At 47.3% G+C, this 19,139-nt stretch carries 23 protein-coding genes and 1 pseudogene; 12 read left to right on the forward strand and 12 right to left on the reverse strand.

Going from position 1 to position 19,139, the window contains the following annotated elements; all coding sequences use genetic code 11:
* Positions 1-78 precede the first annotated feature (78 nt).
* Complete coding sequence (locus BN6465_RS18365) at positions 79-1,428, forward strand: MATE family efflux transporter (protein WP_066738784.1); 1,350 nt, start codon at positions 79-81, stop codon at positions 1,426-1,428.
* An 85-nt stretch (positions 1,429-1,513) separates the two neighbouring features.
* Here the strand turns inward: BN6465_RS18365 and BN6465_RS18370 are convergent, their stop codons facing one another.
* Positions 1,514-2,149, reverse strand: a complete 636-nt coding sequence (locus BN6465_RS18370; protein WP_066737937.1) for an endonuclease III domain-containing protein — start codon at positions 2,147-2,149, stop codon at positions 1,514-1,516.
* 231 nt (positions 2,150-2,380) lie between these two features.
* Here BN6465_RS18370 and BN6465_RS18375 point away from each other — a divergent pair, with 231 nt between their 5' ends.
* The 7 genes from BN6465_RS18375 (at position 2,381) to BN6465_RS18405 (ending at position 8,589) form a co-directional block, all read left to right on the forward strand.
* Positions 2,381-2,599: a helix-turn-helix transcriptional regulator gene (locus BN6465_RS18375; RefSeq protein ID WP_066737938.1), complete on the forward strand. Its 219-nt coding sequence runs from the start codon at positions 2,381-2,383 to the stop codon at positions 2,597-2,599.
* Positions 2,580-3,035 carry a DUF6773 family protein gene (locus BN6465_RS18380; RefSeq protein WP_066737940.1) on the forward strand — a complete coding sequence of 152 codons (456 nt, stop codon included), beginning with the start codon at positions 2,580-2,582 and terminating at the stop codon, positions 3,033-3,035. Before BN6465_RS18375 ends, BN6465_RS18380 begins: the two co-directional genes overlap by 20 nt.
* Before the next feature lie 47 nt (positions 3,036-3,082).
* On the forward strand, positions 3,083-3,475 hold the full coding sequence (locus BN6465_RS18385; RefSeq protein WP_066737942.1) for a DUF6483 family protein: 393 nt from the start codon (positions 3,083-3,085) through the stop codon (positions 3,473-3,475).
* 52 nt (positions 3,476-3,527) lie between these two features.
* Positions 3,528-4,214: a response regulator transcription factor gene (locus BN6465_RS18390; protein WP_066737944.1), complete on the forward strand. Its 687-nt coding sequence runs from the start codon at positions 3,528-3,530 to the stop codon at positions 4,212-4,214.
* A complete protein-coding gene (locus BN6465_RS18395; protein WP_066737946.1) occupies positions 4,201-5,190 on the forward strand; it encodes a sensor histidine kinase in 990 nt (329 codons plus the stop codon). The genes BN6465_RS18390 and BN6465_RS18395 overlap by 14 nt, the downstream gene beginning before the upstream one ends.
* A gap of 127 nt (positions 5,191-5,317) precedes the next feature.
* Positions 5,318-6,007 (forward strand): ABC transporter ATP-binding protein, encoded by a 690-nt coding sequence (locus BN6465_RS18400; protein ID WP_066737948.1) that lies wholly within the window; start codon positions 5,318-5,320, stop codon positions 6,005-6,007.
* On the forward strand, positions 6,004-8,589 hold the full coding sequence (locus BN6465_RS18405; RefSeq protein WP_066737950.1) for an ABC transporter permease: 2,586 nt from the start codon (positions 6,004-6,006) through the stop codon (positions 8,587-8,589). Before BN6465_RS18400 ends, BN6465_RS18405 begins: the two co-directional genes overlap by 4 nt.
* A gap of 60 nt (positions 8,590-8,649) precedes the next feature.
* Here the strand turns inward: BN6465_RS18405 and BN6465_RS18410 are convergent, their stop codons facing one another.
* Genes BN6465_RS18410 through BN6465_RS18425 form a run of 4 tightly spaced genes read right to left on the reverse strand, consistent with a single transcriptional unit; the run spans position 8,650 to position 11,274 of the window.
* A complete protein-coding gene (locus tag BN6465_RS18410; protein ID WP_066737952.1) occupies positions 8,650-9,105 on the reverse strand; it encodes a hypothetical protein in 456 nt (151 codons plus the stop codon).
* A 23-nt stretch (positions 9,106-9,128) separates the two neighbouring features.
* Positions 9,129-9,605: a peptide deformylase gene (locus BN6465_RS18415; protein ID WP_066737954.1), complete on the reverse strand. Its 477-nt coding sequence runs from the start codon at positions 9,603-9,605 to the stop codon at positions 9,129-9,131.
* 18 nt (positions 9,606-9,623) lie between these two features.
* Positions 9,624-10,499 (reverse strand): SPL family radical SAM protein, encoded by an 876-nt coding sequence (locus BN6465_RS18420; RefSeq protein WP_066737956.1) that lies wholly within the window; start codon positions 10,497-10,499, stop codon positions 9,624-9,626.
* 4 nt (positions 10,500-10,503) lie between these two features.
* Positions 10,504-11,274, reverse strand: a complete 771-nt coding sequence (locus tag BN6465_RS18425) for a GNAT family N-acetyltransferase (RefSeq protein WP_066737958.1) — start codon at positions 11,272-11,274, stop codon at positions 10,504-10,506.
* 177 nt (positions 11,275-11,451) lie between these two features.
* Here BN6465_RS18425 and BN6465_RS18430 point away from each other — a divergent pair, with 177 nt between their 5' ends.
* The 4 genes from BN6465_RS18430 to BN6465_RS18445 all read left to right on the forward strand — a co-directional run bounded on the left by BN6465_RS18430 (position 11,452) and on the right by BN6465_RS18445 (position 14,806).
* Positions 11,452-11,865, forward strand: coding sequence for a DUF4430 domain-containing protein (locus tag BN6465_RS18430; protein WP_066737960.1), 414 nt, complete (start codon positions 11,452-11,454; stop codon positions 11,863-11,865).
* A gap of 16 nt (positions 11,866-11,881) precedes the next feature.
* A complete protein-coding gene (locus BN6465_RS18435) occupies positions 11,882-12,379 on the forward strand; it encodes a hypothetical protein (RefSeq protein ID WP_066737962.1) in 498 nt (165 codons plus the stop codon).
* A 22-nt stretch (positions 12,380-12,401) separates the two neighbouring features.
* Positions 12,402-13,304, forward strand: a complete 903-nt coding sequence (locus BN6465_RS18440; protein WP_066737964.1) for a LysR family transcriptional regulator — start codon at positions 12,402-12,404, stop codon at positions 13,302-13,304.
* A gap of 200 nt (positions 13,305-13,504) precedes the next feature.
* Entirely contained in the window at positions 13,505-14,806 is a 1,302-nt protein-coding gene (locus BN6465_RS18445) for an MFS transporter (protein ID WP_066737965.1), read from the forward strand.
* 51 nt (positions 14,807-14,857) lie between these two features.
* Here the strand turns inward: BN6465_RS18445 and BN6465_RS18450 are convergent, their stop codons facing one another.
* From BN6465_RS18450 to BN6465_RS18480, 7 genes and pseudogenes are all read right to left on the reverse strand, one after another.
* A complete protein-coding gene (locus BN6465_RS18450) occupies positions 14,858-15,670 on the reverse strand; it encodes a DNA-3-methyladenine glycosylase family protein (RefSeq protein ID WP_066737966.1) in 813 nt (270 codons plus the stop codon).
* A 9-nt stretch (positions 15,671-15,679) separates the two neighbouring features.
* Positions 15,680-16,435, reverse strand: a complete 756-nt coding sequence (gene yaaA / locus BN6465_RS18455) for a peroxide stress protein YaaA (protein ID WP_066737968.1) — start codon at positions 16,433-16,435, stop codon at positions 15,680-15,682.
* A 24-nt stretch (positions 16,436-16,459) separates the two neighbouring features.
* A pseudogene (locus BN6465_RS18460) lies at positions 16,460-16,714 on the reverse strand (TfoX/Sxy family protein).
* 39 nt (positions 16,715-16,753) lie between these two features.
* Positions 16,754-17,356, reverse strand: a complete 603-nt coding sequence (locus tag BN6465_RS18465; RefSeq protein ID WP_066737973.1) for a class I SAM-dependent DNA methyltransferase — start codon at positions 17,354-17,356, stop codon at positions 16,754-16,756.
* 150 nt (positions 17,357-17,506) lie between these two features.
* Positions 17,507-17,938, reverse strand: coding sequence for a hypothetical protein (locus BN6465_RS18470; RefSeq protein ID WP_066737975.1), 432 nt, complete (start codon positions 17,936-17,938; stop codon positions 17,507-17,509).
* Positions 17,939-18,017: 79 nt separating this feature from the next.
* Positions 18,018-18,683 (reverse strand): YkgJ family cysteine cluster protein, encoded by a 666-nt coding sequence (locus BN6465_RS18475; protein WP_066737977.1) that lies wholly within the window; start codon positions 18,681-18,683, stop codon positions 18,018-18,020.
* Positions 18,680-19,132, reverse strand: coding sequence for an NUDIX hydrolase (locus BN6465_RS18480; protein WP_199882862.1), 453 nt, complete (start codon positions 19,130-19,132; stop codon positions 18,680-18,682). Before BN6465_RS18480 ends, BN6465_RS18475 begins: the two co-directional genes overlap by 4 nt.
* Positions 19,133-19,139: the final 7 nt, after the last annotated feature.

The following is a 19,139-nucleotide window of genomic DNA, read 5'->3' on the forward strand; positions in this document are numbered from 1 at the left end:
CGCTCTTGCCTGTTGATTTTCTGCGCTCTCGTACCTATACTATTTAATAGAGACTATGAAATGGGGGAAATTGTGCAAATGTCAAAAAAATTAGGGGCCACTTTAATGACGGAGGGGTCTATCTGGAAGCGCATCATCACCTTTGCGGTTCCTCTTTTTTGGGGTAATCTTTTTCAACAGCTATATAACACGGCCGACTCTTTGATTGTGGGAAACTTTCTGGGAAGCACCGCTCTTGCCGCCGTCAGCTCATCCGGCAATCTCATCTTTTTGCTCGTGGGATTCTTTAACGGTATCGCTATGGGTTCCGGTGTCGTCGTAGCCAAATATTACGGTGCAAGGGACACGGACAGACTGCAGAGGGTCATCCACACAACCATCGCCTTCGGCCTGATATCCGGCATCATACTTACGGTGGTCGGCGTGATTGCCGCACCTCAGATTCTGGTGCTGATGGGAACACCCGCAGAGGTTCTGCCGAACTCTCTTGTGTATTTCCGCATCTATTTTTCAGGCTCTTTATCCTTTGTAATGTACAATTTCTTTGTAGGAATCCTGCAGTCGGTAGGTGACAGCCGGCATCCGCTTATGTATCTGGTCATCTCCTCTGTCACCAACGTTATTTTAGACTTGGTGTTGATAGCCGGTTTCCACTTCGGTGTAGGCGCGGCGGCTTTAGCCACGGTAATCTCTCAGTTCCTCAGCGCTTTTCTCTGTCTGGCGCAGCTGATGAGGAGTCCGGAAGAGTTTCGCGTGCATCTTAAAAAAATCCGGCTCGACAAGGAGATGGTTGGTCAGATTGTATCCAACGGTGTCCCCACCGGTATACAGAATTCCATCATCTCTGTAGCCAATGTATTTGTCCAGACCAATATCAACAGTTTCGGTCAGATGGCGGTGGCTGGATGCGGCTCTTATTCTAAGATAGAGGGATTCGGGTTTCTGCCTGTGACGTGTTTTTCCATGGCTCTGGCCACCTTCATCAGCCAGAATCTGGGAGCCAAAAAATATGAGCGTGCCAAGAAAGGGGCTGTCTTCGGCGTGCTTTGCTCCATCACAACCGCAGAAGTTATCGGTATCTGCATCTACATACTTGCCCCCAAGCTAATCGCCGCATTCAACGGGACTGCGGAAGTCGTATCCTACGGGACGACCCATGCCAGAACCGTCACCCTCTTCTATTTTCTTCTGGCCTTCTCCCACTGTATGGCCGGTATCATGAGAGGAGCCGGAAAGGCGACTATCCCCATGCTCGTCATGATGGTGTGCTGGTGTGTCATCCGTGTAAGTTACATCACCATCATTGTCAAATTCATTCCGGTCATCAATGTAATTTTTTGGGCTTACCCCCTGACATGGACATTGAGCTCTATCGTGTTCGCCATTTACTATCTAAAATCGGATTGGATTCATGGATTGGAAAAATAAAACCGAAAATGTGCTTCATTAAAAAAGAAAGCTCGTGCATCGTATGGTCAGCACGGGCTTTCTCCTATTTTTCTATTATCGCCGGCTAGATACCGACTTTTTTACAGATATCTGCCAGACAGCATTTATCACAATACGGTTTTGTCCGTGCAGTACAGACGTCCCTTCCGTGAAATACTAACCGGTGGCAGAAATCGCTGCCCTCTTTGGGCGGTATGATTTTCCACAATGCCATCTCTACCTTTTTTGGCTCTTTTATTTTATCCACCAGACCGATTCGGTTCGTCAGGCGGATGCAGTGCGTGTCCGTGACGATAGCCGGTTCGCCGAACACATCGCCCATGATAAGGTTCGCACTCTTCCTGCCTACACCCGGCAGCTTCAGCAGGGCGTCAAAGTCCTTCGGTACATTTCCGCCATACTCATCCCGCAGAATCTTCATGCAGGCGCTGATATCTCTGGCCTTGCTTTTTCCCAGCCCGCAAGGTCTTACAATTTCTTCTATATCATCTACCTCAGCCTCTGCAAGCGCATCCACGCTGGGGTACTTTCCATACAAATCCTCCACGACCACATTCACTCTGGCATCTGTACACTGGGCGGCCAGACGGACGCTCACCAAAAGCTTCCATGCCTGATCATAGTCCAATGTACAGCCCGCATCCGGGTACTCCTTCTTTAGCCGCTCTATCACTTCTAATGCTAATTGTTTCTTTGTCATCTCAATCTTCCTTCCTTTGTAAATTCACTCATGCCCTTCCGAGACGGACACCCGCCGGCAAACCACACCTGCTCAGTATCCGCTGTCTTATATGGATTGTATCATATTTTTAACCGGTGTGGGGTGGAATAATTTGCAAATTATAATTGTCGAAATGCAAAATATAGTTGACATCAAAATTTCAATGAATTATACTGCAATCAAGAAACTAATTCTGATGTGGAGGTATGTATGAGGAATCAGAGGATGAGGATGGCGCGCCTGCGGCTGGATATGTCTCAGGAGGACTTGGCCCTGCAGGTAGACGTTACCCGGCAGACGATTGGTATGATTGAAACTGGCAAATTTAACCCTTCGCTGAGGCTCTGTATAGCGATATGCAGAGCATTGGAAGTGACGCTGAATGATATATTCTGGGAGGAGGATGAAGATGAAAAAAGTTGTAGATGAACGGCAAGAATTGGAGTTGATGAAGGTGGAGAGACTGGGCTTCTGGGTTCTCTATGCCGCAGTGGCCGTTGATATTATTTTGAAAGTTATTTTTGTAGGTTATTCCCACAGACTGCTTCTCGGCGAGACGGCCGCCTTTACTCTTGGCTCCCTTGTAGTCCTTGTCGGCTGTACCAGAAAGGGGCTTTGGAACTATCACGCGGTTCCCACACTGAGGGGACACCTTTTATACAGCACCATATTTTCTGTGATATTCGGTATCGTTTTTTACGTGGCAGTGTATTCTAAAAACAGTAAATATGCCTTGCCGGCTGCTCTTATATTCACGGTGTCTATGTTTGCCATTTTGTTTCTCACGCTGCTGCTTCTCGGCAGCTATACTCGGAAGCGGCAAGAGAAACTGAATCAGGTGTTCAGTGACGAAGATTCTCTTTAGCTCTGAGACAGGCGGTTTACCCGTCAAAAAATGTGGAGGTGACTGTTTTGGATTTTGAAAAAGACTATTTTATGCGGATGATACAGAATATGGTGCGTTTCCTTGTTCAGCTCATTACCGGCAAGACACAATTCGACTATGAAATAAAAGATACTGAGAATCCCACGGCCTGCGACGATACCTATGCCCGCATCATCGCTATGGCAGATTCCGGGCGCATCAACGAGGCCGAAAACCTGCTGTACCAAAACCTTGAACCCAACAATCAGGACTATCTTCTGATGGGAATTTCTTTTTACAATCATATCAATGGTTACACAGATGAATTTCTTGCAGAACATAATTATACCCGTGGGGAGATTGAGACGGGCATTCAGAACCTTGCCGGAGAATACGGAATTACCGGTCTGGAGCTTTTTGTCCAGTCATTTAGCGGATAGCCCCACAGTGTACTGCTGCACAAAAATAATAAAATCAGGGAGGTAAAAACAATTGAAACGGATATTTTTGGTTGAAGACGACCACGCAATCGCCAAGAACCTTATACTTTTGCTCCGCTCGGAGGGATTTACAGTCACGCACGCTTCCACACGGCGGGAAGCGCTTGCCGCGCTCGACGGGAATAGGTTCGACTTGGCACTGGTGGATATCTCTCTGCCCGACGGAAATGGATTTACCGTCTGTACGGAGGTCAAAGAAACTCAGGATATTCCCGTGATTTTCCTGACCGCCTCCGGTGACGAGGCAAGTGTGGTTACCGGTCTTAACATAGGGGCTGACGACTATATCACCAAGCCATTCCGTCCCCGGGAATTAATCGCCAGAATCAAAGCCGCCATGCGGAAAAACGGGCAGGCCCCGTCAGCTTTTGAAGTCTGTGGTCTCCATGTGGATACGGCAAGCGGCGTAGTGAAAAAGAATGGGAATGAAGTTTTTCTCTCCGCCTTAGAATACCGCCTTCTTCTGGTGTTTCTCGGCAATCCCAAAAGCGTCGTGACAAGGGGGCGTCTTCTCGACGAGTTGTGGGATGCTGCCGGGGAATTTGTCAATGACAATACTTTGACCGTATATATCAAGCGCCTGCGGGAGAAGATTGAGGACGATCCTGCAAATCCACAGATTATTCTGACGGTGCGGGGCACAGGCTATAGATTGGGGGACGCATATGCTTCGGAATAAAGAGTTCCGCTATTTTCTCATCTTATTTTCCCTGACAGCTGCCGCCTCAATAGCTGCTGGGTTCGCAATCAATATACGAGCCGGGATTCTTATCACCTTCTGCACTGCCGCCTTCGGGACATTATTTGTCCTGTTTACCAAGGCACGTTACAAAAGCATTGCCCGGATTTCGGAGCAGATCGACCTTGTACTTCACAACGCTGACCGGCTGTATATCGGGGAAGAGGAGGAGGGTGAGCTCTCGATACTCCACAGCGAAATCACAAAAATGACGCTTCGCATCCGTGAGCAGAATGATGCTTTAAAAAGGGACAAACAATATCTGGCCGATTCGCTGGCGGATATCGCCCATCAGCTTCGCACACCGCTCACCTCGGTAAATCTCATTCTGTCTTTGCTGGAGAACACTTCCGATGAGCGTGAGCGCAAAGAGCTGTTGAGGGAAACAGAAGACCTGCTCGTGCGGATGGACTGGCTGATCACCTCCCTATTAAAGTTATCCCGTTTGGACGCGGGAATCGTAACTTTCCAGACGGAACCACTTGAAGTGGAGCATCTGCTCCGAAGCGCTCTCCGGCCACTCTTAATCCCGCTGGAACTGCACAATATTACTTTAAAGCTGGACATCCCCCACGGGATTGTCATCCAAGGTGATTCCGGCTGGCTTTCGGAAGCGCTTCAAAACATCCTGAAAAACTGTATGGAGAGTGCGGGTGATAATGGGAAAATTATGATTGCCTGCGAAGATAACCCACTTTTTACCGAGATTATGATTCACGACAGCGGCTCCGGCTTTAAATCCGAAGACCTGCCCTATCTGTTCGACCGGTATTACCGCGGGAAAAATACGAGTACGGCCGGTTACGGCATCGGCCTATCCCTTGCCAAGATGATTATAACCCGTCAAGGCGGGACGATTAAGGCCAAGAACCACCTCCAAGGCGGTGCAGTCTTCCTTATCCGTTTTTCAAAGTGACGAATCTCTCACCTAAAAGTCACGGAAATGTAAGCTGAAGATTCTATTATATGGGTAAGTTCAGATACTGCCTAACAAGGCAGCCCGGACTGATTCTGAAAATTAATCAAGAAAGGAGACTCACATAATGGGGTTTTTAAAAATCGATGACTTGTGTAAAATCTACGGCAAAGGGGAGAATCAAGTCACTGCCCTCGACCATGTTTCACTGACAATTGAAAAAGGAGAATTTACCGCAATTACAGGTTCCTCTGGTTCCGGCAAGTCTACCTTGCTTCATATCATCGCGGGGGTGGATGTCCCTACGAGTGGAAAGGTATTTTTGAACGGTCAAGATATCTATGCCGGGAGCAATGAAAAGCTGGCTATTTTCCGCAGACGGCAAGTCGGCCTGATCTACCAGTTCCACAATCTCATACCTACTCTAAATGTAGTCGAAAACATAACGCTGCCTATATTGATGGACAAACGCAAGGTCAACAAGGAGCGTCTGAACGACCTGCTTGAACTTCTGGGACTGGAGGACCGCCGTACCCACCTTCCCAATCAGCTTTCCGGAGGCCAGCAGCAAAGAGTTTCCATCGGACGCGCCCTGATGAATGCACCGGCCGTCATGCTTGCCGATGAGCCTACGGGAAGTTTGGACAGCAAAAACGGCCATGAGATTATGAATCTGTTGAAATTGAGCCATGAAAGATACAACCAGACACTGGTTGTCGTCACCCACGATGAAAACATTGCCCTGCAGGCGGACCGCATTATCTGCATAGCGGACGGGAAGGTGACGCGGGACGAAAGAAGGGGGGCGCAGTTATGAACATCTTTAACAAGGTGTCCCTTCAGACCATGAAGAAGAGCCGTACCCGAACGCTGGTAACGATTATCGGGGTCGTTCTATCCTCGGCCATGATTACTGCGATCGCCACCTGTGCCGTCTCTCTGCAAAATTATATGATAAACGGTGCCATTCAAAAGTACGGGGACTGGCACGTGGCCTTTCTAGACGCGTCCCCTGACTTCGTACAAGAGCGGACTCAGGACAAAAAGGCCTCCCACACCGCATCATTCGAGAATATTGGCTACGCAGCGCTCAACGGCGGTGAGAACCCCGACAAGCCTTATCTTTTTATAGCCGGTTTCAACGAAGATACCTTTGACACTCTGCCTGTAAATTTAGTTTCCGGAAGGCTGCCCGAAAACAGCGGGGAGGTTCTTGTCCCCTCCCACGTCGCCACGAACGGAGGCGTCAGCTTTTCTGTGGGCGACACCCTCGCCCTCGCCGTAGGAGACAGGACAGACGCCGGAAAAACTCTGGGGCAGCACGATTCTTATATCTCCGGAGCTGACTCCGGCACGGACAAAGAAACGCTCACACCAAAAGTCATGAAAAATTATACCGTCGTCGGTATCTGTGACCGGCCTGCGTTTGAAGAATTTGCCGCCCCCGGCTACACATTGATAACAAAAGCAGAGCCTGACAGCGGCGCCCAAAGCTTCAGCACATTCGTAACTTTGAAAAACCCGAGAAACGTACACTCCTACGCCAGCGTCACAGCGGGAAACCAAGCTTATATATTTAACGATGACGTGCTGCGCTTCATGGGGCTTTCATCGGATACTGTGTTCAATGCCCTTCTCTACTCCATTGGAGGGCTTTTGATTGCCTTGATTGTGATCGGCTCTATTTTCTTAATCTATAATTCGTTCAACATTTCGCTGAACGAGCGCACCCGCCAGTTCGGTATCCTTGCATCCGTGGGGGCTACCGCCAAACAGCTGCGCAACTCCGTCTTGTTCGAAGGCTTCTGCATCGGCTTGATTGGGATTCCCATCGGCATGCTTATTGGAATCCCCAGTATTAAGCTTGTACTCGCCCTCGTAGAGAAGAATTTTATGAATATCCTTTACGACAATGTTCCCTTGACCTTGACAGTATCCGTCCCCGCTCTTTTGGGGGCAGCCATACTGAGCATGATTACGATTCTGGGCTCGGCCTACATCCCGGCCAGAAAAGCAGCCGCCACTCCCATTATGGAGTGTATACGCCAGACTAACGAAGTGAAAGTTCAAATGCGCACTGTAAAAACATCGAAGTTCGCCCAGCGCATTTACGGGCTGGAAGGCACCCTTGCCCTTAAAAATTTTAAGAGAAATAAACGTCGTTACCGGAGCATCGTGTTGTCCCTTACTCTAAGCGTGGTCTTGTTTATCTCCGCAAACGCGTTTGGAGCACACTTAAAACAGGCAACCGAGCTCTCGGTGGTCAGCACGGACTTTGACATCTGTTTTACCACGCAGGATATGGATTCCCAGAAAATGTTCCGGTTATATGACCAGCTGCAGACAGCCGACGGAGTTTATGACAGCTCTTATCAGGCCATGATGACCTATTTATGCTCTGTGAATACAAGTGATTTTTCAAAAGACTATCTCCAGACATCGGGCTACGACGACGGAGAAACGCTGAGCCTGCCCATGGATATTCAGTTTATTGAAGACCGGGAATATCTAAAGTTTCTTGACACTTTAGGCCTGCCAAAAGAAGAATATACCGGTTCAACCGGAAAAGTAATTGCCGTGGCCAAGGCCAAAAAAGAGGATGATACAGATAACAGAAGGCATGTTCTGATTAATATGTTTGAAGACAGCACCAAGGATTTTACAATCACCCCAAAAACCAGTGATGATACGGCGGCGGTACAATCCCAGAACGTTGACATAACGTTCGTGGACACGATTCCCCTCGATACCCTGCCCAAAAGTCCTTCCGAAAAGCGGCCCTACGTCTTTATGATAGTAGCCCCCTATCAGCTCATAGACCAGTTCAGGACTCCCGCTGCCCATACGGACATGGGCCTGACCTTTCTTTCCAAAAATCCCTCCAAATCGGTGGCTGAAATGGAAACTATCATTAAAAATGCGGGAATCACCTCTCAGTATACGCTTTACAATGTATATGAGATATTCGAGCAGAACCGCAACATCACCTTTGTTGTAGACCTGTTCACCTATGTTTTTGTTATCATGATAACCCTGATTGCAATTGCCAATGTATTCAACACCATCTCCACCAATATCCGGCTGCGCAGAAGAGAACTGGCCATGCTGCGCTCGATAGGGTTATCCGACCGGGCCTTTAATAAAATGATGCGGTTCGAATGTGCGTTTTATGGTATAAGGACATTGCTGTTCGGGCTTCCCATCGCCGCACTTTTGTCATGGCTGATTTATAAAGGCATGTATCTGGGCGGCAGCAGTATTGACTTCGAGTTCCCATGGAGCAGTGCTATCATCAGCGTAATCGGCGTATTCCTAGTCATATTTATCACCATGGTGTATGCCGTCAGCAAAGTAAAAAGAGAGAATATAATAGACGCTCTCCGGGATGATATGGCCTAATGCGAACATATTGACATCTTATATCAGCTCATAGAGAAAGAAATTGTACTGGCCTCTGAATTATAGGAGGCCAGTACAATTTTTCATAACTTCTGAAATATCCTTTTCAATCAGCGGTCTCATACTGTCTTTATATTTCGTCAAATCAGCGGTCTCAAGAGCCTGCTTTATCCTCGGCGCCAGCTCCGGTTTTGCCTCGAGAATATAATTCAAATTTTGTATACACTGCCTCGCAGTGATAGGTTTCTCATCCACAACATGCTCCAGATATTTATCCAGTGCACCGTCTATCTTCTTTTCCTCATCCCACTGCGCATTCGCAGCTATCAAAGAAATACCTCTACTTCTCACAAAAGAATTGTGAGAATCTAACATCTCAAAAAACTTATCCATAAAATTATATATCTCATCCGAGTCCTGAGATAGTTCGGCCAAATACTTCATTGCACTGTAACCCGCATTATTATCCTTCCCCGATAAAAGTGCGATTAATTTTTCAGGCGATTCAAAAATCATGTTGTTATCCTCCTCAAAAAGTTCTATACCATAGAAAAACTCTTATTATCAATAGCCCTCATCGTTGCCAAAATACCATCTAAATGGTCATATTCATGCTGAATCAGCTCCGCCAAATCCCCTTCTAGTGAAAGTTCACAATCCTCCCACCGTTCATTTTTATACTGGATAATACAACGTCTATAACGCTCCACCTTCACCTTCAGCCCCGGGAACGACATACAGTCATCCAGTACTTCCATCTTATCATCATCCGGGAACAGGAGCACAGGGTTATAAAATACCACCGGCTTCTCAATATGCATATAGAGCATCCGTTTAAAAACACCTATCTGCGGGGCTGCGACCGCCCTGCCTGCATGATATTTTGCCCGGAAGTCCAAAAGTGTATCATGCAAATCTTTTACAACTGGCTCCAGAACAGCAAGTTCCTCCTCCTTAACGGCTTCACTTTTCTCATACAATCTGTCGTCTCCCAGCAAAAGAATCTTCTTTACCATCCTCTTATCCTTTCTGTTCTACATGTGAAATAAATCGATTTGTTCTACCTTCTGCTTTTCTTCAAATTCTTGGAGATAGGCAAAAATTTTGCCCGGATCGCAGACAATATTATGCTCCCGGCAGCAAGCGCGGAATACCTGCATCAATTCCTTGTGGTTGGGGCTGTTCAGCTCATAGCTATATCCGTACGCCGTGTGATATTTTCCTTTCATCCCCGGAAAGTGGCGGTCCAGCTGGCTGTAAAAATACTCTCTGTTCCCTTCTCTCAATGTGACGCCCATTCCAAAGCACATAATGCCATAGACTTGTGCTTCCACACAGTAATCCAGAATCCCTTTGATGTTCTCCACCGTATCATTGATGAACGGTAAAATGGGCGACAGCCAGACTACGGTGGGTATGTTGTGCTCCCGCATGACCTTCAAGACTTCAAATCTTTCTTTTGTCGTTGAGACATTGGGCTCAAGGATTCTGCACAAATGCTCGTCGAAGGTCGTCATCGTCATCTGCACTACACACTTTGTCTTTTCATTGATCTTAACAAGCAAATCCAAATCCCGAAGAATGCGGGCAGACTTTGTCAGGATAGTGACTCCGTATTCATATTTTTCTATAAGCTCCAGACATTTCCGCATATATCCCAAATCAAGTTCCAGCGGAATGTAAGGGTCTGTCATGGCCCCCGTCCCTATCATGCACCTCTTACGCCTGTGTTTAAGCGCGGTTTCCAAAAGTTCCGGCGCATTCTGCTTGACTTCTATATCCTCAAATTCATGGTTGATCTGATAGCATTTACTGCGGGAATCACAGTATATGCAGCCGTGTGAGCATCCCCGGTAAAGATTCATCCCGTTGGACGCCGACAATATTCCCTTCGCGTTAACTTTATGCATGTGTTTATCCTCTTCCCCGGCATCTGTAAGCCGGATATTCATAGTCAAAATGATATCCCAGCTTCTCGGCCAGCTTTACCGAGCCCCAATTTTCAGCGTCCCAGCTTGGGTATAGGCCCCTGTCAAGACATTCTAAAATCAGTTTTGCCCCCGAGGCATAGGCTAACCCTCTTCTGCGGTACTCTTCCTTTGTGTCAATCTGAATCTCTATGCCCTCTCTGTAGCTTGTATAGGAAGACGCGCCCCCCACAAGCTCTCCGTCTTTCACCACGGCAACGCCCAGCCCCATCCTGTCATAAGCTTTATACTCCTCATACTGGGACACCAAATCACGGCTCCACTTGTTCGAACGGCAAACATGGTAAAGCTGCTCATCTATCCGTTTCAACACGAAACCTTCCGGCAGAGACTGCACCGCTCTCTCCAAACCTGCTCTGTCAAACACATGCGCCTCTTTTTTTATAGCGTAGCGGGTCACTCTCTCCGCCCTGCTCCCATATCTATCTTCAATCACTTGTCCCCACACTTCATTCTGAGGTATCATAATAACAAACTCTCTGCCACAGGAATCTTCATAATACTCGAGCAACTTTCCGTCAGGCTTTCCGGCGCAAAAGCAAAAATCTCCGATTACCGCAATGACCGACCGCGGCTCGGGGATATCCTCCCCGTAGACAGCTCCCATCACCCCTTGCAGGCAGGACCAAATCATGGTCTCCTGCCAATCCCCGAACAATCCCTCTACTGTTTCTGTATTTCTAATTCTGACTATCACACGCTTTTCTCCTTATCCGGCCTCTCATGTATTCCCTTTTATTCATTGTCTTCACAAATTGTAACACTTTTGCGGGTATTATAAAATATTTACTGGACGAAATTCTTTATTTGGTGCAAAATAATAATGTTCCGGCTTAAGTATTTTACAAATCCAGAAAGAAATGAGGAATAACAAATGGAAAAGAATAAGAAAAAAATTATTATAGGCATCGTCATATTTATAGCTGCCGCTGTCATACTCGGCAGTATTTATTACTTCTTCAAGCCACAGCCACAAACAGGCTCCAAAAATGTAGAAATCGTAGTGGTGAACAGCGCTGGGGAGGAAAAGGCTTACCACCTCCGCACGGACGCCGAATATCTGGAGGGCGTGATGGAGGAGGCCAAGGCGGAAGGGCTGACTTATGAGGGCACGGAAGGTGAATTCGGCCTGATGCTGGATACCGTAAACGGAGAAAAAGCGGTATTTGAAGAAGACGGCTCCTATTGGAGTATCTCGGTAAATGGAGCCTACGCAAATTATGGGGTCTCAGAACAGCCGGTGGCCGACGGTGATTCCTTTGAACTGCGCTATACCACCGGAGAATAGAAAGGCAGCGTCACTCATGAAAACCAAAGATATTGTCACCTGTTCATTCTTAGCGGCTATCCTATTAGTCGTGCAGATAATGCTGGGCTTCCTGCCGAATGTGGAGCTTGTCTCTCTGTTGATTATCATATACACGCTCACCCTAGGCCGAAAAACCCTTGCGGTCATTTACCTATTTGCGCTTTTTGAAGGTCTTTTGTATGGCTTCGGCATCTGGTGGGTCATGTATTTATATGTATGGACTATTCTCTACATGGTTGTCAGAATCCTGCGCAAAAACAACCATAAACTAATCTGGGCGGTCACAAGCGGTATCTTTGGTCTTTCCTTCGGCGCGCTCTGCTCCCTGCCCTATGCGGCTGCCGGAGGACTGGGCGCGGGTATCGCATGGTGGATCAGCGGCATCCCTTTTGACCTCCTGCATGGAATCAGTAACTTTTTGGTGGTGCTGCTTTTTTTCACCCCCATTCTCTCCATTGTCCAGCGTCTGATTCGGGGGGATACACAATCTTAAGCACAAGAAAGGAATCGATACTATGACACTGCAGCAGTTAAGATACGTGGTGGCCGTCGCGGAAAAGGGAACTATCAGTGAAGCCGCCAAAGAGCTATTCATCTCCCAGCCGAGTCTTACAAACGCAATCAAAGACTTGGAGAAAGAAATGCAGATTACGATATTCAACCGTACCAATAAAGGGGTGGTTATTTCCAGCGAGGGGGATGTATTTCTTGGATATGCCAGACAGGTTCTTGAACAAGCCGACTTGTTGGAAGAAAAATACCTGCATACAAAAGAGCCGAGCCCCCGCTTCGCTGTCTCCTGCCAGCATTACTCCTTCGCGGTAAACGCCTTTGTCGATGTAATCAGGGAATTCGGGGGAAATAAATATGATTTTACACTGAGAGAAACACAAACCTATGAGATTATAGAGGATGTGAGCCGGCTGAAAAGTGAAATCGGTATTTTATATACCTCCTCCAGCAATCAAGAAATTATTATGAAACTCATCCGGCAAAACGGGCTGAAATTTGAAGAATTGTTTCTGGCGAAACCACATGTATTTATCAGCTCAAGACACCCCCTTGCCTTTGAGGCCTGTCTCACCATGGAGGATTTGGAAGAATACCCGTATCTCTCTTTCGAGCAGGGAGAATACAATTCCTTCTATTTTTCGGAGGAGATTCTCAGCACACTGGACCGCCGCCGCAATATCAAGGTACGGGACCGGGCTACCCTATTTAATCTGGTAATCGGGCTCAACGGTTATACAGTCAGCTCCGGCGTTATCAGCCCGGAGCTAAACGGTGAGAACATCATAGCCAAGCCTCTTTTGGTGGATGAATATATGCGAATCGGAACGATAACCCAAAAAAACATGACGTTAAGCCGTTATGGTAAGGCTTATATGGAGGCGCTGCAAAAGCACTTGCATATTTAAGCATTTACATTATACGGAAATATTGTTTAAACTAGAATCAACATCGAGGAGGTGACTGAACGATGCTCTGTATTGGAACAGCTCCATGCAAAGTCTAAGGGACGATATTGCATGGAGGAATTCAGCTCTGAGCTGCTTCGTCCGAACAGACTTTGCATTTTGATATTTCACACAAAATATTAAAAAGGAGCAAAGTCAATATGAACAATTTAAAACAACTATTTCGGGGGTTACACACATTTATTCTTCTTTGGGCGACACAAGGGCTCTCTACGCTTGGGAGCTCCATGACCAGCTATGCTTTGATTATATGGGCGTATGAGCAGAAGGGCTCCGCCCTTACTACCGCTTTGTTGAGCGTTTCATCCTATGCCCCCTATGTACTGTTGAGTATATTTGCAGGAGCACTGAGCGACCGCTGGGATAAGAAGCGTACCATGCTCGTCTGCGACACTCTCGCCGCCCTCAGTACTGTCACTGTCCTTGTACTTCTCCTAAGCGGGAAACTGCAAGTGCGGCATCTTTACCTCATCAACGCCTTCAACGGATTGATGAATACGGTACAGCAGCCTGCCTCCGACGTGGCAGTCACCTTGCTGACTCCTAAAGAGCAGTACCAGCGCACCGCAGGGATGCGTGCTTTTTCTAATTCTCTTGTGACGCTGCTGACTCCGGTCATCGCCACCACAGTCCTGTCCTTTTGGGGACTGAGCGCTGTTATTATATTTGATTTGGCGACTTTCACCGCAGCCTTTATAACGCTGGCTTTTTTTATCCATATTCCCGATTGCGTCCAAAACCGCCAGTCGCGCCAACTCTCTGTCTGGAAGTCTGCACGGGAAGGGCTGGCTTATCTGCGAAACAGCCGGGGAATTTTTAACTTGATACTTTTTATGGCCGCGATCAACCTGACCGCTTCCATGTACGAAGCCGCGCTCCCCGCTCTTTTGCTTTCCCGCAGCGGAGGCGGAGAATCCATACTAGGATTAGTTACCGCCTGCACCGGGATTGCAAACATTCTCGGAAGCATCATCGTTTCCTTTATTCCTGCTCCTAAAAGCAGAGTGCGGGTCATTTTCAATGCCCTTCTCTTTTCCATGAGTACGGAAAACTTTCTTCTGGCCTTGGGGCGCACCCCCATAGTCTGGTGTACGGGAGCCATACTTGGCTGGATCACGCTCCCGCTGATGAACACAAACATGGACGCCTTGTTCCGGCTCCGTATCCCCGTGGAAATGCAGGGCCGTGTTTATTCCATGCGCAATACCTTTCAGTTCTTTACGATACCGCTAGGTTATCTCATGGGAGGTTTCCTGATAGACTATGTGATGGAGCCCTTTATGCAGTCCCGGCCGGAGCGCAGCTTACTGGTCACGCTGTTCGGGACAGGCAAAGGTTCCGGGGCCGCCGCCCTTTACTTTTTGCTGGGAGTTGCGGGGGCTCTTACGTGTATCTTCTTCCGAAAAAATAAACATATATGGGATTTAGAGAAAGATTCCTAAACAGAAAGGACAACGCGGCAGGATAATATTCCTCATGGCGTTGTCCTTTCTTTATTTTCCCATATGAAGTTCGTAATAAAATATGTATTGCTGCATGATTCCTTGAAAGCCTCGATACCGCCTCTTAGGAAATCCTCTTTTATAATGGTTCTTCAAGGCCTGATTGATATGGGTATCTACCGGAAATGCTTCTGTGTGATGCAGCGCGAACAGACAAATGCAGTCCGCCACCTTCTCGCCAACTCCAAAAATCTTAAGAAGCTCTGCCTTCGCCTCCGGATAAGAGAGCGTTTCTATCTCCCGCAGCTGTATTTCTCCACTCACAACGGCCCTTGCTGCCCGCACCACATATTTACTGCGGTATCCTAGATTACACGCTTTCAGTGCCTCCTCATGTAGCCCTGCCAATGCTTCCGGCCCCGGGAATGCATAGTAGCGCTTACCGCCCTCCACCTCTTTTTCTTCCCCATATTCTTCACATAGATTCTGAATGCAGCGCCGTATCCGCACGATATTATTTTGCTGTGATATGAGAAATGACACAATCATCTCCCACAAATCCTGCCTCAAGATGCGGATGCCGCTGCCCGCCTCGGCAGCCTTGATAAGATAATTATCCCGCGGGTCGATACACTCCAGATATGCATGGTAGTCTGTGTCTAAATCAAAATAGTTCTTCCAAAAGCTTTCGAACTCCTCCTCTTCACAGTAGAAGATTGTCTCCCCGCCGCACTGTGCAGCCTCCAAATATTTATCCTTCGCTATGACGGAATATGTATGTTCACCCTTTTGCTCCATACGGAAGCATTGTCCCGAAACGCATATCTGCTCCAAACTGAAGTGTTCTATCGTACGTCTAATCATCCTGCTCACTTACTCCTTTAAAAACACCAGTGTCTTCTCATCTGAATATTCTTCCTTGTACCGATATCCCAGCCTGTCAAAATTCTCAACCTGCTCTACGCTCTCCGCCCCGCATTCCGCAAGGTAGCGCACCATCTCCCCACGTGCCATCTTCGCAAAAGTACCTTTTTCCTTCACTTTTCCGTCAATCAATTCCCCGAAAACACAGGTAATCAGCTTCACCTCATCCGCTGCGTACTTAAAAATACACTTGCTGTACTCCTTGGAGGCCAGATTCAATATGAATTTGTCCTCCTGAAACAGTGCTTTAGCCAAGTCATCCCCCCAGTAATCATAAAGCGAATGCAGTTCTGACCGGCCATTGAAGCTCCCCATCTTTGCCTGCATTTCCAAACGGTAAGGCACGACTCCGTCAAAGGGCCTCAGCAGCCCATAAAATCCCGACAAAATCCGTAAATGCTCCTGCAGATATGTATAGGCCGGTTCCTCCATAATAATCGGCGCCATGTATTGATATTGGATTCCTTCATAGGAAAGCACCGCCGGAGTCAGGCCCGACTCCAAATTCATTTCCTGAAACCGGCGAAAGTTCTGCTCCGCAATTTTGTCGTTACACTTCCAAATTTCCTTGCACTGCTGATAAGTTAAGGACTGCATATACTCCATCAGTACTTGTGTCTTCTCTATGAACTGCGGCAGTCCCTCACACGCCAGTATATCGGTATTGTGAATCATTTTTTTCGCCGGTGAAATTATAATCTTCATTCGTTTATTCCTCTGTCAAATATGTCATTTGCATGCATAATAAAATTCCTTGAGTTCCGCCTTTTTGTCTGCGGAAAGTTCACTTTTTTTCACACCTTGAATGGCGCCTTCCAGGCCCATAAGCCTGTTGACTCATGCAGAGCTGTCATACGCTCTGATTTTCAGCCAAGCCTGCTTGCTCCCTATCTCTTGAAGTTCCTCGAAGGTGATAATTCCAATTTGATTTAACTGTTCTTCTAATTTAGCCCCGATATTCGGCAGCTTTGTCAATTCACTCATTTCATCGGCCTCCTATTGTCATTAGTATTCACTATTTTTTTACTCTATCGGTTGACAGAACTTTTTGAGGATAATATTAATCCACTGTCTTGTTCTTCCGGGGCATACATCCTCAGATAAGAAGAGCTCCTGCAGGCGCATACCTGCCTCTGCTTCCGCCAGCTCCCGAAGTTCATCCAACGTATAATGGCTGTAGAATCTTCCGCCCTCTATCTTTTCCTCATTTCCATTCTTAAAGGATGCATAGAGCACGCCGCCACATTTCAGGGCGGCAGCCAATTGGGGGAGCAGCTTTTTCATCTCTTCCTTACGGACATGCAGCAGCGACGAGCAGGCCCATATTCCGTCAAACTCATCCCGATAGTCGATTTCATCAAAACGGCAGCAGCGCACCTTCTGCCCAATATAGTCAGATGCCAATCTGCACATCTCTGAGGAGCCGTCCACGGACTCCACCTTGTATCCCCTGTCAATAAAATTTTTGCTGTCCCTGCCACTTCCACATCCAAGGTCCAGTATATGTCCCTCCTCGGGTATGTACTGCAAAAAACGCTCATAGAGTCCCGAGACATCCGCGTTCACCGTTGCTTTGAAAAATTCCTCCGCATACTGGTCGTAAAATTTGATGGTTCTGTCGTCCATTGTAACCTCCAGTCTTTTCTCACAAAATTCTCAGCCCAATGACTTGTTATTAATAGCTTAATCCGAACCATCGAATAATAGAACTTGAAGGTATATCTCTGAGAGGGTCAGGCACGGTTCTTCCTGCCCTTCCCCCTCATTTAATGAATTCTATAAAAACTGTTCCAGTTCCTTTACAAAATCTTTTTCTGTCTTCACCAGTTTTTTTGCGAGGGACATACTCTGGTGGGACGCCCCTTCATATTGGTTGACATATTTACAGAGGGATTGTATGCCCATGTTGCTGCCGTCAGTCATGACCTTGGCTATCTGGCTGCTGTCATCCTTCAGGCGCAGCTTCACCTCTGTCGTAAGCCATGAAAATGCACTGGCAGCCGCTCCCGGCTCCTTCTCATCACAGCCCGCATCCTCAAGCAGTTCACCAATCTCCATGTCCAGCTTACGGTTTTTTTCCAGATATTCATCCATCACCTTGCCAAGCTTTTCCTCCGTCACAAACTCCCTCGCCTGCTCCATGCTGTCTATCCCCATTTTACAGCCAGAACTGCATTCCTGTAATAATTTTCTGCTTTGTTCGTCCATATCCGTGCCTTCTTTCTACCTTTTTGACTAGTATCTGCAAAATAAGGCTTTCTATTCACGCACGGACGGCTTGCATTCTCTAAATGCCAATCCCCAGTGTATTCTGTACGGCGTTCATACGCTCATAGAATTGTGGATAAAAATCTGCCGCTTCATATGGCGTCTGATAAAAAACTTTCAAGACATATAGATTGAGAATACGCTTCTTCTCTTCGTCAAGGGTATGCAGTCCCTCTTCACAATTTAAAAGAAATTGATGCCAATCCGCTATAAAGGTTTCGTAAGATTTCAAATTGGGTGTATCCAGACATTTGTAAACCTTCACTTTCCCTCGGTCGGCTTTCCTGCATTCGTGAATCTGCAGGAAATACTTAAATCCTTTTTCTTCATAGTAACGCCCAAGAGGAAACATCCGGCAGATTCCGGGCCGCTCGGCATGCATCGTACATCTGCCATTTTCATCAAGGAACACGCAGGAATCCGAACTCTTCTGCATTTTAAGATTGGGCAGTATCATACCGTCCACAACATTCAACTCGATATACTGCTCCATAAGGCCTGCAAAATCAGTGTTCAACCCTTTGCATAACCGCTGGGTATCCAAAGGATCCAGCACAATAGAGCTTCCCATCCCCCGGCAGCAGTCCGAACACCCTTGGCATCCTCTGCAGTCTGCTCTCACCATGTCATTGGCCGTGTACAATTTCCCATCGGAAATATCCTTTAAATCTACTTCTCGTTTCATAGTTCGCTGTCCTCCACTATCCCCATTCTTTTTAAATACGTTACAAAATGGGGTTGAATATCCGGGTAAGTCAGCTTCTCCGGAATTGCGTCGAACAAATCGAACCGTTCAATTTCGCTGTGTATCTCCCCCAGCCGGCGTATCTCTGCATAGAATAGCTTTCCAAAGGTCTCCTCCCCGGAAGCGCACACCCTCGTCTTTCCGGTAACGGAATAGCAGGAGATTGGACGGATGTCGAACGCAAGAGCCCCAGTCTCCTCCTGAAGCTCACGCACCGCCGCCTGCTGTGCGGTCTCCCCCTCCTCCCGGTGTCCCCCGGGATTCTCGTAGGTGTCTCTCTCCCTATGCTTGACCCATAACCATTTGCCTTGGTATCTGCACACAATTACTACGAACTTCACAAGTTCTTCGTCCACGTCATTATAAAATTTCACTTCAATTTCTGCCATACCCTCT

Source organism: Bariatricus massiliensis, from assembly GCF_900086725.1.
GTDB classification, from domain to species: Bacteria; Bacillota; Clostridia; order Lachnospirales; family Lachnospiraceae; genus Allocoprococcus; species Allocoprococcus massiliensis.

Excerpts from the sequence above, each read along its gene's own strand:
- BN6465_RS18365 (WP_066738784.1), top strand. The coding sequence starts at position 79 with ATGTCAAAAAAATTAGGGGCCACTTTAATGACGGAGGGGTCTATCTGG.
- BN6465_RS18370 (WP_066737937.1), bottom strand. The coding sequence starts at position 2,149 with ATGACAAAGAAACAATTAGCATTAGAAGTGATAGAGCGGCTAAAGAAG.
- BN6465_RS18375 (WP_066737938.1), top strand. The coding sequence starts at position 2,381 with ATGAGGAATCAGAGGATGAGGATGGCGCGCCTGCGGCTGGATATGTCT.
- BN6465_RS18380 (WP_066737940.1), top strand. The coding sequence starts at position 2,580 with ATGAAAAAAGTTGTAGATGAACGGCAAGAATTGGAGTTGATGAAGGTG.
- BN6465_RS18395 (WP_066737946.1), top strand. The coding sequence starts at position 4,201 with ATGCTTCGGAATAAAGAGTTCCGCTATTTTCTCATCTTATTTTCCCTG.
- BN6465_RS18400 (WP_066737948.1), top strand. The coding sequence starts at position 5,318 with ATGGGGTTTTTAAAAATCGATGACTTGTGTAAAATCTACGGCAAAGGG.
- BN6465_RS18405 (WP_066737950.1), top strand. The coding sequence starts at position 6,004 with ATGAACATCTTTAACAAGGTGTCCCTTCAGACCATGAAGAAGAGCCGT.
- BN6465_RS18410 (WP_066737952.1), bottom strand. The coding sequence starts at position 9,105 with ATGATTTTTGAATCGCCTGAAAAATTAATCGCACTTTTATCGGGGAAG.
- BN6465_RS18415 (WP_066737954.1), bottom strand. The coding sequence starts at position 9,605 with ATGGTAAAGAAGATTCTTTTGCTGGGAGACGACAGATTGTATGAGAAA.
- BN6465_RS18420 (WP_066737956.1), bottom strand. The coding sequence starts at position 10,499 with ATGCATAAAGTTAACGCGAAGGGAATATTGTCGGCGTCCAACGGGATG.
- BN6465_RS18430 (WP_066737960.1), top strand. The coding sequence starts at position 11,452 with ATGGAAAAGAATAAGAAAAAAATTATTATAGGCATCGTCATATTTATA.
- BN6465_RS18435 (WP_066737962.1), top strand. The coding sequence starts at position 11,882 with ATGAAAACCAAAGATATTGTCACCTGTTCATTCTTAGCGGCTATCCTA.
- BN6465_RS18440 (WP_066737964.1), top strand. The coding sequence starts at position 12,402 with ATGACACTGCAGCAGTTAAGATACGTGGTGGCCGTCGCGGAAAAGGGA.
- BN6465_RS18445 (WP_066737965.1), top strand. The coding sequence starts at position 13,505 with ATGAACAATTTAAAACAACTATTTCGGGGGTTACACACATTTATTCTT.
- BN6465_RS18450 (WP_066737966.1), bottom strand. The coding sequence starts at position 15,670 with ATGATTAGACGTACGATAGAACACTTCAGTTTGGAGCAGATATGCGTT.
- yaaA (WP_066737968.1), bottom strand. The coding sequence starts at position 16,435 with ATGAAGATTATAATTTCACCGGCGAAAAAAATGATTCACAATACCGAT.
- BN6465_RS18465 (WP_066737973.1), bottom strand. The coding sequence starts at position 17,356 with ATGGACGACAGAACCATCAAATTTTACGACCAGTATGCGGAGGAATTT.
- BN6465_RS18470 (WP_066737975.1), bottom strand. The coding sequence starts at position 17,938 with ATGGACGAACAAAGCAGAAAATTATTACAGGAATGCAGTTCTGGCTGT.
- BN6465_RS18475 (WP_066737977.1), bottom strand. The coding sequence starts at position 18,683 with ATGAAACGAGAAGTAGATTTAAAGGATATTTCCGATGGGAAATTGTAC.
- BN6465_RS18480 (WP_199882862.1), bottom strand. The coding sequence starts at position 19,132 with ATGGCAGAAATTGAAGTGAAATTTTATAATGACGTGGACGAAGAACTT.